We start from the raw sequence: 13,086 nt of genomic DNA, 5'->3' as shown, positions 1-13,086 counted from the left end.
GCGATGACCGCCACACCTTCCGGGCCGAGCGAGCCGGGCCGGGTCGTCACCAGGCGGGGCGTGGTCCTGCGCCGGTTACTGGGAAGCTGGCCGGCCGTCCTCGGCCTGGTCGTGCTCGCCGTGCTGTTCTTCGGTGCGTTTCTCGGCGCGAAGCTCACCCCGTGGACCTATGACAGCCAGGACTACTCCGCGTTTCTGGAGCCGCCGAGCCCCCGGCACTGGTTCGGCACCACGCAGATCGGCGGCGACATCTTCGTGCAGACCATGGCCGGGTTGCAGCGCTCGCTGTCCATCGGGCTGCTGGTCGCGCTGCTGTCCACCGTGCTCGCCGCGGTCGTCGGCGCCTCCGCCGGTTACTTCCGCGGACGGACCGGCCGGGTGCTGATGTGGTTCGTGGACCTGATGCTGGTGCTGCCGGTGTTCCTGATCCTCGCGATCATGAGCCGGGTCTTTCCCGGCGGGAACTGGTTCGTCGTGGTGCTCGCGCTCGCCGGGTTCAGCTGGATGATCGCCGCGCGGATGGTCCGCGGGATGACGCTGACGGTGGCCGAACAGGACTTCGTGCGGGCGGCCCAGTTCATGGGCGAACGGCCGGGGAAGATCATCGTCCGGCACGTCCTGCCGAACATCTCGTCGGTGCTGATCGTGCACGCGACCATCAACGTCAGCTGGGCGGTGCTGACCGAGGCGGGCTTGAGCTTCTTCGGCTTCGGCGTGCAGCCGCCGGACGTTTCGCTGGGCACCCTGATCCGGGACGGCTACCCGTTCGCGCTCACCTCGCCGTGGTTGTTCCTGCCCGCCGGCCTGACGCTGATCGTCAGCGTGCTCGCGCTCACCTTCGTCGGGGACGGCCTGCGTGACGCGCTGGATCCGAACGCGAGGCGGAAGGAGAAGGGCTGGCAGAAAACCGCGGCAGCCGCCCCGCCGACGCCCGCGAGCGTCGGTACCGCGTCCGAGTCGAGTGAAGCCGCTCCGCTGCTCGAAGTCTCCGGTCTCGAAGTCTCCTTCCCCGGCGAGTCCGGCCAGGTGCACGTCGTACGCGGACTGAACTACCAGGTGCGGCCGGGCGAGGTGCTCGGCATCGTCGGTGAGTCCGGCGCCGGAAAGTCGGTGTCCTCGCTCGCGGTGCTGGGACTCCAGCCGGACCACGCGCACGTGTCGGGTTCCGTGCGGTTCCGGGGCAGGGAACTGCTCGGGCTGTCCGACACCGAGCTGTCCGCGATCCGCGGCAAGCGCATCTCGATGATCTTCCAGGATCCGCTGTCCGCGCTGACCCCGGTCTTCACGGTGGGCGACCAGGTGGCCGAAGCGTTGCTGGTGCACGGAAAGATCGGCAAGCGGGCGGCCGCCGAGCGCGCGGTCGAGCTGCTCGAACTGGTCGGCATCCCGGACGCGCGCCGCCGGGCACGGGCCTTCCCGCACGAGTTCTCCGGTGGGATGCGCCAGCGGGTGGTGATCGCGATCGCGATCGCGAACGATCCCGACCTGATCATCGCCGACGAGCCGACCACCGCGTTGGACGTGACCGTGCAGGCCCAGATCCTCGACGTGCTGAAGACCGCGCAGCAGGTCACCGGTGCCGGCATCGTCCTGATCACGCACGATCTCGGCGTGGTGGCGGGATTCGCCGACCGCCTGCTGGTGATGTACGCCGGCCGGGCGGTGGAAGCCGGCCCGGTCGACGAGGTCTACGCCCGCCCCCGGATGCCCTACACGCTCGGCCTGCTCGGCTCGGTGCCCCGGCTGGACGCGCCAGGGCACGGGCCGTTGGTGCCCATCGAGGGACAGCCGCCGTCGATGGCGGAGCTGCCACCGGGGTGCCCGTTCTCCCCGCGTTGCCCGATAGCCGTCAAGGCGTGCCGCGACGCCGAGCCCGGCATGGTCGAGGTCGGTGCCGGACATCGGGCGGCCTGCATTCGTACCGACGAGACAGCGGGTTCGAACGGCGATGCCGCCGCGATCTACGGCACCGAGACCACCGAGACCACAGCGCAGGCGGCCGTGCTGGCTCCCCGCGAGCGGCGCGACACCGTGCTCGAGGTCAGGGACCTGGTGAAAACCTTCCCGGTGACCAGGGGCGTGTTCCGGCGCAAGGTGGGCACCGTGCGCGCGGTGGACGGTATCTCGTTCGACGTGGCCGAGGGCGAAACGCTGGGCCTGGTCGGGGAGTCGGGCTGCGGCAAGACCACGACCTTGCTGGAGATCCTGTCGCTTTCCGCGCCGGCGGGCGGCGGCGTCAGCGTGTTCGGCGAGGACGTGGCGGAGCTGAGCGTCGCCGGCCGGCGGGCGGTGCGCCGCGACCTCCAGGTGGTGTTCCAGGATCCGATGGCGTCGCTGGACCCGCGGCTGCCGGTCGCCGAACTCGTCGCCGAGCCGATGCGGGTGCACGGTGCGGACCGGCAGGCCATCGCCGAGCGGGTGCCGGAGCTGCTCGAACTGGTCGGCCTGCGACCGGAGCACGCGAGCGCGTATCCGGCGGAGTTCTCCGGCGGGCAACGGCAGCGGATCGGCATCGCGCGGGCGCTGGCGTTGCGGCCGAAGCTGATCGTGCTCGATGAACCGGTCTCCGCGCTGGACGTCTCCATCCGGGCCGGGGTGATCAACCTGCTGGCCGAGCTCAGGGACCGGCTGGGGCTGTGCTACCTGCTGGTGACGCACGACCTGTCGGTGATCAGGCAGCTCGCCGACCGGGTCGCCGTGATGTACCTCGGGCAGATCGTGGAGATCGGCGAGGTCGCGCGCGTGTTCAGCGCGCCCGCGCACCCGTACACCAGGGCGCTGCTCTCCGCGGTGCCCATTCCCGATCCTCCGGTCGAGCGGCACCGCGAACGCATCGTGCTCCCTGGTGAGCTGCCGGACCCGGCCGATCCGCCATCCGGTTGTCGTTTCCGTTCGCGGTGTTTCGTCTTCACCGCCCTGGACGATAGGAAACGGGCACTGTGCATCGAACGGGAACCACGTTCGCGGCAACAGGGCGGTGACCACAGGCACTCGTGTCACCACGCGTAAGGGCTTGCGGACGAAGGAGGAAGCTGTGACGAGAACCCGGCACCGAGGACTGGCTCCGCTGGTGTGTGCCGTGGTCGCCGCGCTCGCGTTGTCCGCCTGCGGTGGTGGCACCGGTAACGGCCAGGGAAACAACATCCAGGTGCGTCAGCAGGGCACGATCGACATCAACGAGCAGCCGCCGGAGAAGGTCAAGCAGGGCGGTACGTTCACCTTCCCGCTCACCGGCGTCATCCAGCAGTACAACTACCAGCACGCCCAAGGTGCCTTCGGAGACGTCCAGCGGCTGCTCCGGCCGATCATGCCCCAGCCCTTCGTCGGGAAAGCGGATGGTTCGGTGGAGGTGAACAAGAACTACGTCGAATCCGCCGAGGTCATTTCCGGCGACCCCCAAGTGGTGGAAATCAAAATCAATCGCAGGGCCAAATGGTCCAATGGCACGCCCATCACCTGGCGGGATTTCGAGGCCGCCGTCAACGCCAACAGCGGCAAGACCCCCGGCTTCCAACCCGCGGTAACCGCCGGGTTCGAGAATGTCGCGAAGGTGGAACGCGGCGCGGACGACCAGGATGTGAAGATCACTTTCGCCAGGCCGTACGCCGAGTGGAAGGGCATGATCCAGTTCCTGTATCCGGCCGCCGAGATGGACACCCCGGAGAAGTTCAACAAGGGCTGGATCGGCAAGGTCCCGGTGACCGGGGGACCGTTCCGGATGAAGAACATCGACGACGCGGCGAAGACGGTCACCGTGGAGGCCGACCCGACCTGGTGGGGCGACAAGCCGAAGCTGGACGTCATCGTGTTCCAGGTCGCGACCCAGGACGCGGGTCCGCAGGCCTTCGCCAGCGGCGCGCTCGACGCCATCGACATCGGTTCCAGCGTCCCGTCCTTCCAGGCGATCAGCCAGACCCCGGGCGCGGTTGTGCGCAAGGCGTTGTCCCCCAACTGGCGGGTGCTGCACGTCGGGGCCCGCGAAGGCAGCCCGCTGCGGGATCTCAAGGTCCGGCAGGCGGTCTTCCAGGGAATCGACCGGACCACCCTGGTCAGGGCGATCCTCGGTCCCATCGTGCCGGACGCGACCCCGCTGCAGAACCACATCTACGTCGGCGGGCAGCAGGGTTACCGGCAGAACGGCACGGAATACGGCTACGACAAGGGCAAGGCCGCCCAGCTCCTGGACGAGGCCGGCTGGGTCGACGGGGGCACCGGTGTCCGGACCAAGGACGGCAAGCCGCTGGAGCTGCGGTTCGTCGTGCCGGCCGGGGTCAAGGTGAGCTCCGACGAGGCCCAGCTCGTGCAGCGCCAGCTCGGGGAGATCGGCATCAAGATCACCGTCGAGACGGTCGACCTGGACTCCTGGCAGAACCGGTACCTCACGGTCGGCAACTTCGACTTGCTGAACATGTCCTGGCTCGGCACGCCCTTCCCGCTCGGTCAGATCAGCGACATCTACACCTACGATCCGAACCTGGTGCGGCGGAACTACGGGCGAGTGCCGGACACCCAGGGTATCGGTGACCTTTTCCGGGTGGCGCAAGCGGAATTGGACGATCAGAAGCGGATGGAGCTCGGGAACCGGATCGACGATGCGATCTGGCGGGAATTCCATTCGATACCGCTCTACCAGCGTCCCGACGCGATCGGCGTGCGGTCGAACGTGGCCAATTTCGGCGCGTTCGGGTTCGCCACGCCGGACTGGACGAAGGTCGGCTTCACCGCCTGACCTCAGGTACTCTGCGTAACCTTGCGATTGGTGAGCCGGACACGGCCACTCCTGTCGTAAAGCTGTCTAGACTTGCTGTGGATAGACCTTGAATCACTTTCTCGTAGCTGCTATGCCAGTACGAGGGAGTGCTCACTTCCAGGGCGTCGAGGTGACGGTGGAGTTCCAGGTACTTGGTGATCTTGAGGTACACCACGACGGCCGGCTGATCGATGTTGGCTCCCTGCGGCAACGGTATGTCCTCGCGGCCTTGCTCGCCGACGCCAACCAGCCGGTTTCGGTCGACCAGCTGGTCGACCGGGTGTGGGGCGGCTCCCCGCCCCATCGGCCCCGCGAGACGCTGTACAGCTACTTGTCCCGGCTTCGCCGGATACTGGCCGTCGGCGATGTCCGGATCGCCCGCCGGCCTGGCGGGTACCTGCTGGCGGTCGACCCGGCGGCGGTGGACCTGCATCGCTTCCGGGAACTGGTCGGGCAAGCCCGCAAGATCGAGGGCGACGCTCGTGCTCTGGCGGTCTTCGACCAGGTGCTGGGACTGTGGCACGGAGATGCCTTCGCCACCCTGGAAACCCCGTGGTTCGCCGCGATGCGGGAGACGCTCGACCAGGAACGGCTGGCCGCCGAGCTCGACCGCAACGATGTCGCGCTTCGCCTCGGCCTGCACACCAAGCTGCTGGTGGAGGTGTCCGCGAGAGCCGTGGCGCACCCGCTGGACGAGCGGCTGGCCGGCCAGCTCATGCTCACCCTGTACCGCTGTGGCCGCTCGGCCGCGGCGGTACAGGCGTTTCAGACAGTACGGCGGGCGCTGGTCAACGAACTGGGGATCGAGCCGGGGGACGAGCTCCAACGCCTGCACCAGCAGGTCCTCACCGGGAAGGTCGCCGAGCGCCCGCAGGAAACCGCCCGGCCGGCCGGCTGCAACTACCTGCCTCGCGATATAGACGACTTCACCGGGCGCGATCTCGAGCTCGACCAGCTCATCGCCACGCTGCCGATGGTGGAGGGCGCCAACCTGGCCGTGCTGATCAACGCCATCGACGGCATGGCCGGGGTCGGCAAGACGACATTGGCCATCCACGCGGGCCATCAGCTCACCGATCGGTACCCCGACGCGCAGCTGTTCATCGACCTGCACGCGCACACCGCCGGGCACGAACCAACCGAACCGGCCGCCGCGCTGGACACCTTGCTGCGCCAGCTCGGCGTGCCGGGTGAACGGATTCCGGACGGGCTGGAGGAACGGGCCGGATTCTGGCGGGCGGAGCTGGCCAACCGCAGGACGCTGGTGGTGCTGGACAACGCCGCGAGCGCGGCCCAGGTGCGCCCGTTGCTCCCCGGTAACCCCGCGTGCCTGGTGCTGATCACCAGCCGGCAGCAGCTCAGCGACCTCGAAGCAGCGCACACCTTCTCCACCGACGTCCTCCGGCCGGAGGAAGCCGTCACGTTGTTCGCCCGTGCGGTGGGGAACGAGCGGGTCACGGCCGAGCGCGGCTGGGCCGACGAGGTGGTGCGGCTGTGCGGTTACCTCCCGCTGGCGATCCGGATCATCGCGTCCCGGCTGCGCACCCGCCCGACCTGGACGATCAGGCACGTGGCCGAGCGCATGCGGGGCCAGCAGCGGCTGCGGGAGCTGGCCACCGGCGACCGCAGCGTCGCCGCCGCGTTCACGCTCTCCTACCAGCACCTCGATGCGGGCCACAAGCGCCTGTTCCGGCTGCTCGGCCTGCACCCCGGCACCGACTTCGACGCCTACCAGGCCGCCGCGCTGGCGGGTATCGAGCTCGACGAGGCAGACCGGCTGCTCGAGGAGCTGCTGGACGTGCACCTGCTCCGGCAGCCGACCTCCGGCCGGTACCAGTTCCACGACCTGCTGCGTGCCTACGCCGCGCAGCTCGTCACCGAGGCCGAAACCGACGACAGCAGGTGCGCGGCACTGACCGGGATGTTCGACCACTACCTGCACGTCGCGTCCGCGGCGATGGACGCCGTGTACCCCAAGGAGAAACACCACCGGCCCGTCGTCAGCGCACCCGGCACGCCCGCTCCGCCGCTGTCCGATTCCCACGAGGCATGGTCGTGGCTGGAGACCGAACGGCACAATCTGCTGGCCGCGGCCGCCCACGCCGACAGCCGGGGCTGGCACGCCTACACCGGTTACCTGTCCACCATCCTGTACCGCTATCTCGACATCGGCGGCTACCGCGATGAAGCGCTGACCCTGCACACGCACGCCCTCACCACCGCCCGCGACACGGGCGACCGCGACCTCGAAACGAAGGCACTGCACGGCCTCGGCATCGTCTACTGGCGACTGGGGCGCTACGACCAGGCGCTCATCCACCTCGAAGAGGGGCTGGAGCTCACCCGCGAGGTCGGCGACCGGGTGCTGGAACGCCGCGCGGTGGGCGACGTCGGGCTCGTCTACTGGCGGATGGGGCAGCTCGACCAGGCGCACGTCTACCTCAAGCAGGCGCTGACCCTGGCCAAGGAGGCCGGCGACCGCGACGTCGAAGGCCGTGCGCTGGACAACCTCGGCCTCGTCTGCTGGCACGCGAAGCGCTATGACGAGGGCCTGATCTACCTCGAGGAGGGGCTGGCCCTCGCACAGCGCTCCGGCCATCGCCACATCGAGGGCTACGCCCTATACGGCCTCGGGCTCGTCAACGGGGGCCTTGGTCGGGTCGAGCAGGCGCTCACCCACCTCGAGCAAGCGCTTGCGCTCGCTCGCGAAGCCGGCAATCGCGACCTCGAATCCGAGGTGCTCAACGGGCTCGGCGAGACCGCCACCAGCAGTCCCACCGACGCTCTCGCGCACCACCAGCAGGCGCTCGCCATCAGCGGGGTGATCGGCAACCGGCACGAGGAGGCCCGTGCCCATCGCGGGATCGCCGACGCCCACCGCAAGTTCGGTCGGCTGCCGGCCGCCCGCCGCCACTGGCAACATGCACTCGGTCTTTACACCGACCTCGGGGTACCCGAGACTGAGGACGTACGCCGCCAGCTCGAAGACTGCAACAGCCAGAATCCGATCACCTGAACCACTCCGTACACAGGTCAGAACCGGTTCGTCGCTAATGGGAAGGAGGTGCGCGCGAAGTGGAGCAGGAAGCCAAGGCCACGGAGGTCCAAGCATTCGAGGCCTACCAGGGCGAGTATGACGACATCATCATCTGGATCCCGCACGTCTCAGGGTAGTCAGTGAGGCTCCGAGGCTGCTGCCCCGGAGTTCGGAGGAAGGCGGCATGCGAGTACGGGTCTCGGCGTGCGGGAGCATGTTCTGGGACGACGGCAGGCTGGTCTGGGACGACTATCTCGGGCATCGGCAGCTCGCGCTGACCGATGGCACCGAACGCGTTCTTCGCTGGTTCGTCTCGTGGCGAGAGGTGTCCTCGATCGAGGAGCTGGATCCCGACCCCGCTGCCCGTGCCCGCTTGCGGACCTTCACCGAGCAGATGCTCGGCCGCGAAATCCTGATCGAGGAGGACTCCCCGCGCCACCGCGCCGAGCAGCGAGTGCTGCGGTCATGGTCGGCCTGGGGTCCGTCCACCCGGGCGTTTCATTTCGCGACCCGTTCCCACCGGTCCACGCCGTTCGTCACCGTGGACGAGTCGCGCGCTCAGGTGCGGGAGAAGCTCCTCGAGGAGCCGCCGCCTCCACCTTTCAAGCCATACCCGGACGTTCCTCGCATTTCGCTGCCCTTCAGAGCCGCGGCGCGCTGGGAACTCCACGATTTCGCAGACGTGCTGTACCAGCGCCGCAGCAACCGGGAATTCGGCGACTCTCCGCTCGAGCTGTCGGCGCTGGGCGCGTTGCTGGACATCGCCGGGCGGCCGACGGAACTGCCCGACCGGCCGGCGATGGCCGAAAACGGGAACGTGTTCAAGACCAGCCCGTCGGGCGGAGCACGGCACCCCACCGAAATCTACGTTTATGCCCGGAACGTCGAGGGACTCGAACCTTCGCTCTACCACTACGACGGCGGTGGCCACGCGCTGGAACGGCTCGGTACCGGCGCCATTTCGGATGCCGAGATCGTCGCGGCGGCAGGCGACCAGGACTGGGTCGCCGGAGCCGCCGCGCTCCTGATCTACACCAGCGTGATCGACCGTTGTCAGTGGAAGTACCCGATCAGCCGCACCTATCGCATCATGATGATGGACCTCGGCCACCTGAGCCAGACGGTCTATCTGGCCGCCGCCGCGCTGGGGCTGCACATCACCTACACCGCGGCGTTACGCGACGAGTGCCTCGAAGACCTGATCCAGTGCGACCCCGCCGACGAGATCGTGCTCGGCATCTCGGCGGTGGGCCCGCCGACGGACAGGTCCTAGTCCCAGCGAACGAGGTCTTCGGTCGGCCTGCGCTGCTGTTTGAGGGTGTCCGTGTTCATGTGCTTTGGCTCGTCGGGGTCGGCATGGCCGATCAGGACGATACCGATCGTCGTGACGTCGTCCGGGATCTCCAGCAACTCGCGGTACGGTCCCCAGTCCGTCGGTCCGACGAAGGCCGCTCCCAGTCCTTCGTTGATCGCGGCCAGCTGGATCAGCATGGCAAGGCCGCCGGCGTCGACATACCAGAACGGCACCGGCCATGGGATCTCGGTGCCGTCCTCTTGCAGCTTGTCGGGCTTTTGGTAGCGATCGTGATAATCGCCTTCGCGAAAACCTATGACTATATGCGCAGCCGCATTCGAGAGCCAGGGTTTGACGAAGTATTTTTCCTCGTTTGAAAGCTTGGCGATCGCCCGTCGGGTTTCCTTCTTTGTCACTACGAACAACCGGTGCGCCTGGCAAAATCCGGCGCTGGGTGCGTGCCGGACCGCGCCGACGATCCTTTCCAGTTGCTCAGAGGTGACCGGGTCCGGCCGGTAGCTGCGTACCATGCGGCGTCGCCGCAAGATTTTCGCGAAGTCCACGCAATCACTCCTACCGGAAGCCCTGGGCGTACGACACCTCAAAATACAGCAACTTCAGGGGAGTTTCGATACCTGATGAGCTGGCTAAATCCTCGTCGTCCGGCTCAGCGGCTGACCGCGGTCTCCCGCTCCACACGTGACAGCTTCTCGGGATTGCGCACGTGGTAAGCGCCGGTGATGTAGCCGTTTTCGAACCGCACCGCCAGCACGCCGTCGATCTCCCCGTCGACTCGGACGAGCAGGCCAGGGCCACCGTTGATCTGCACCGGCTGTAGCGACCTTTCGCCGCCGCGCTTCCACCAGCCGGCGGCCAGCAGGCGAGCCACCTGGTCGACTCCCACCACGGGTCGAAGCAGGGCGTGTTTGATTCCGCCGCCGTCGCTCAGGGCGACCACGTCCGGCGCGAGGATGTCGAGCAGGCTTTGCAGGTCACCGGTTTCGACCGCGCGCTGGAAGGCCCCGAGCGCGGCCCGGGTCTCGGCCGGGGAGGCGTCGCCGCGTGGCCGGCGGGCGGCGACGTGCGCCCGTGCCCGGCGGGCGATCTGACGGACCGTTGAGGGAGTTTTGCCGACGGCTTCGGCGATCTCGCCGTAGTCCAGAGCGAATACGTCCCGCAGCACGAACACCGCCCGCTCGGTCGGCTGAAGCGTCTCCAGCACCAGCAGCATCGCCATCGAGACGCTCTCGGCGAGCTCGACGTCTTCGGCCACATCGGGTGCGGTCAGCAACGGCTCGGGCAGCCACGGGCCGACGTAGGACTCCCGGCGCCGGCCGAGCACCCGCAGCCGGTCCAGCGCCAGCCGGGTGACGATCCTTACCAGATAGGGACGTTCTTCGCGCACGACGTCGAGATCGACGCCCACCCACCGCAGCCAGGTCTCCTGCAGCACGTCTTCGGCGTCCGCGGCCGAACCGAGCATCTCGTAGGCCACGGTGAACAGCAGGTTGCGGTGCGCGACGAACACCTCGGTGGCGGCGTCCGTGGTTCGTCCGGTGCGCTCGCTCATGCTGGCTCCTGCCTGTTCGCCGTTGACCTTGTGTCACGCGCACGAGACGCCGGTCCCGGCCGCTTTGTGACACCCACGATCGATGGCTCACGTCACAAGACCGCGCTGTCACGGGGATTCGGACGCCAACGTCTCGTGGTCGCCAAGACGCCGAACGGCGACGCAACACGAGAAGGGAAGACCATGACCACACCCACGCCACCCGAGCAGGAGAACCTCCGGTCGCGAATGCCCAACCCCATCCCGTTCGTCCCTGAGATGGCGGAAGTCGCCGCGGGTTTGCACAAGGTCATCCAGGACGGCCCGATTCCGCGGACGACCGTCAGCCTGTTGCAGCTCCGCGCAGGGCAGCTGCTCGGCAGCACGTACTTCACCATCCGGGAAACCCGCAACCTCCGCGAGGCCGGGGAAGCAGAGGACCGCATCACCGCCGTGGCGACCTGGCGGGACGCCACCTACTTCAGCGACGCCGAACGGGTCGCACTGGAGCTCGTGGAGGCCGTCCTCTTGCCGAACCCGTTCCGCGAGCGCGTCCCCGAAGAGCTGTACGCCAAGGCGTCCGAGCACTACGACGACAAGGCGCTCTGGTCGCTCATCATGGCGATCGCTCATATCGGCTTCTTCACCCCGGCCGCCCTGATCGCGAAACCGATCCCGGGTATGCCGCCCGGCCGGAACTACCGCGACTGACCGGCAACCCCTTGGCACTGGAGAAAGGTAAGGAACATGAGCACCAGCAAGTTCGCCGTGGCCGGAGCAACCGGGCGGCTGGGACGCCACGTCGTCGACGTCCTCGTCGAACGGGGGCAGCAGGTCGTGCCCATCTCACGGGCCACCGGCGTGGACATCATCACCGGTAACGGTCTCGCCGAGGCACTTAGCGGGGTCGACGTCATCATCGACGTCGCGTCGTGGCACGCCTCGGAGGAGGACGCGGCGACGCAGTTCTTCCGCACGTCGGCCCGCAACCTGCACGAGGAAGGCCAGCGGGCGGGAGTCGCCCGGATCACCGTGGCATCCATCATCGGCATCGACGGGGCCACCGCCGGTTTCGGCGCCGCCAAGAAGGTGCACGAGGAACTCCACCTGTCCGGGCTGCTGCCGGTCCGAATCCTGCGTGCCGCGCAGTTCCACGAATTCGTCGGTCAGCTCCTGGAATGGCAGCAGGGCGACGTGGCCTACGTCCCGGCATGGCCCAGCCAGCTCGTGGCCGGTCGCACCGTGGCCGAGGAGTTGGTCGACCTTGCCACCGACCCGGATGAGCCCGCGCCCGGAACGCCGATTCCCGAGATCGCCGGGCCCCGCCGGGAGACCGTGGCCGAGGCGGCCCAGCTCCTCGGCGCCCGCCGGAACATCAAGGTCGTCGGCGTGGACAACCCCGATCTGCCCGATGCCGAGTACGCCGCCGCCGGCGGTCTCCTGCCCGGCCCGCACGCCAAGCTGGCCGGCCCCACCTTCCAGCTGTGGCTCGACACCCAGCCCTGACGAACGCATGCTCGGATGGACTGTGCATGGACAATGGCGGGATGGAGATCTGGCACAACCCGCGGTGCTCCAAGTCGCGGGCGGCGAAGAAGGCACTGGACGAGGCCGGCACGGAGTACACCGAGCGGCGCTACCTCGATACCCCACCGACCGCGGTCGAACTGACCGAGGTGCTCGGCAAGCTCGGCCGGGAGCCGTGGGACATCGCGCGCACGAAGGAGCCGGTCGCCAAGGAGCTCGGCGTCGCGGACCTGCCGCGGGATGCGGCGAACCGCGAACGCTGGATCAGGTTGCTGGTGGACAACCCGGTGCTCATCGAGCGGCCGATCCTGATCGACGGCGCCACCGCGGTTCTCGGCAGGGACGAGGACTCGCTCCGGCAGATCCTTTAGTGCCGAATTCCGGCACCGCGGCCCGATCTTGAAACAGTTCCTTTCGGGACCCCTCCCCGGGCGACTGGGTATAAAAGTCGAGTCATCGACGATGAGTCGAGGGATCGGCAGAATCGGAAGGGATGTGCGGTGCAAATGGTGGACAATTTCGGTGTTCGAGTATCTGTTGTCAAACGACGCACGCTGGCACTGGCCGCTTGTATCGGGGCGGGTGTCATCGCGGCGGCGCCTGCGCAAGCCGCGAGCGCCAATTCGGGGCAGGTGCAGCCAATGGCTCCCGAGGACTGTTTCTCGAATGAGCTGTGCGTCTGGACCGTGTACGACTACAAGAGCCCGGATCCTTGGCGGTTCAGGTGTTTGCTCGACGTGCGGCAGCCGCTGGCGAACGTGGCCGACTCAACCGGTTCCTGGATCAACAAGACGAATTACTACTGGCGCTGGTGGGACACGGACGGCGGCGAGCGGGTCACCTATATCTCGAAGCCGGGGGAATGGTTTGCGCGGGTGAACAACCCCACCGCTGACGAGGTGGAGTGCATCAAGGCTCCGTAGCGCTGC

The 13,086-nt window shown here is 67.9% G+C and carries 10 protein-coding genes; 8 read left to right on the top strand and 2 right to left on the bottom strand.

Annotated features, from left to right (window positions below):
* The first annotated feature begins 3 nt into the window (after positions 1–3).
* The 4 genes from AMYNI_RS0109445 (at position 4) to AMYNI_RS0109425 (ending at position 9,060) form a co-directional block, all read left to right on the top strand.
* Positions 4–3,009 carry a dipeptide ABC transporter ATP-binding protein gene (locus tag AMYNI_RS0109445; RefSeq protein ID WP_020667762.1) on the top strand — a complete coding sequence of 1,002 codons (3,006 nt, stop codon included), beginning with the start codon at positions 4–6 and terminating at the stop codon, positions 3,007–3,009.
* Positions 3,010–3,034: 25 nt separating this feature from the next.
* On the top strand, positions 3,035–4,729 hold the full coding sequence (locus tag AMYNI_RS44220; RefSeq protein WP_051116290.1) for an ABC transporter family substrate-binding protein: 1,695 nt from the start codon (positions 3,035–3,037) through the stop codon (positions 4,727–4,729).
* A 151-nt stretch (positions 4,730–4,880) separates the two neighbouring features.
* Positions 4,881–7,766 carry an AfsR/SARP family transcriptional regulator gene (locus tag AMYNI_RS44215; RefSeq protein WP_020667760.1) on the top strand — a complete coding sequence of 962 codons (2,886 nt, stop codon included), beginning with the start codon at positions 4,881–4,883 and terminating at the stop codon, positions 7,764–7,766.
* A 205-nt stretch (positions 7,767–7,971) separates the two neighbouring features.
* Positions 7,972–9,060, top strand: coding sequence for a SagB family peptide dehydrogenase (locus AMYNI_RS0109425; protein WP_026360232.1), 1,089 nt, complete (start codon positions 7,972–7,974; stop codon positions 9,058–9,060).
* On the opposite strand, the gene AMYNI_RS0109420 is transcribed toward AMYNI_RS0109425, so the two are convergent.
* On the bottom strand, positions 9,057–9,644 hold the full coding sequence (locus tag AMYNI_RS0109420; protein WP_020667757.1) for a nitroreductase family protein: 588 nt from the start codon (positions 9,642–9,644) through the stop codon (positions 9,057–9,059). The two genes, AMYNI_RS0109425 and AMYNI_RS0109420, sit on opposite strands and share 4 nt — an antisense overlap.
* Positions 9,645–9,748: 104 nt before the next feature.
* Positions 9,749–10,651, bottom strand: a complete 903-nt coding sequence (locus AMYNI_RS0109415) for an RNA polymerase sigma-70 factor (RefSeq protein ID WP_020667756.1) — start codon at positions 10,649–10,651, stop codon at positions 9,749–9,751.
* A 183-nt stretch (positions 10,652–10,834) separates the two neighbouring features.
* Between AMYNI_RS0109415 and AMYNI_RS0109410 the strand changes: the two genes are divergently transcribed.
* The 4 genes from AMYNI_RS0109410 to AMYNI_RS0109395 all read left to right on the top strand — a co-directional run bounded on the left by AMYNI_RS0109410 (position 10,835) and on the right by AMYNI_RS0109395 (position 13,080).
* On the top strand, positions 10,835–11,341 hold the full coding sequence (locus AMYNI_RS0109410; RefSeq protein ID WP_026360231.1) for a carboxymuconolactone decarboxylase family protein: 507 nt from the start codon (positions 10,835–10,837) through the stop codon (positions 11,339–11,341).
* A 36-nt stretch (positions 11,342–11,377) separates the two neighbouring features.
* Positions 11,378–12,136, top strand: coding sequence for an SDR family oxidoreductase (locus AMYNI_RS0109405; RefSeq protein ID WP_020667754.1), 759 nt, complete (start codon positions 11,378–11,380; stop codon positions 12,134–12,136).
* Between the two features lie 26 nt (positions 12,137–12,162).
* Complete coding sequence (locus AMYNI_RS0109400) at positions 12,163–12,528, top strand: arsenate reductase family protein (protein WP_020667753.1); 366 nt, start codon at positions 12,163–12,165, stop codon at positions 12,526–12,528.
* A 135-nt stretch (positions 12,529–12,663) separates the two neighbouring features.
* Positions 12,664–13,080 carry a peptidase inhibitor family I36 protein gene (locus tag AMYNI_RS0109395; protein ID WP_084628334.1) on the top strand — a complete coding sequence of 139 codons (417 nt, stop codon included), beginning with the start codon at positions 12,664–12,666 and terminating at the stop codon, positions 13,078–13,080.
* The last annotated feature ends 6 nt before the right edge of the window (positions 13,081–13,086 follow it).

It is taken from the genome of Amycolatopsis nigrescens CSC17Ta-90 (assembly GCF_000384315.1).
Classification (GTDB): Bacteria; Actinomycetota; Actinomycetes; order Mycobacteriales; family Pseudonocardiaceae; genus Amycolatopsis; species Amycolatopsis nigrescens.
Note: the sequence above shows the minus strand (reverse complement) of the source record. Positions and strands in the feature narration are given on the sequence as shown.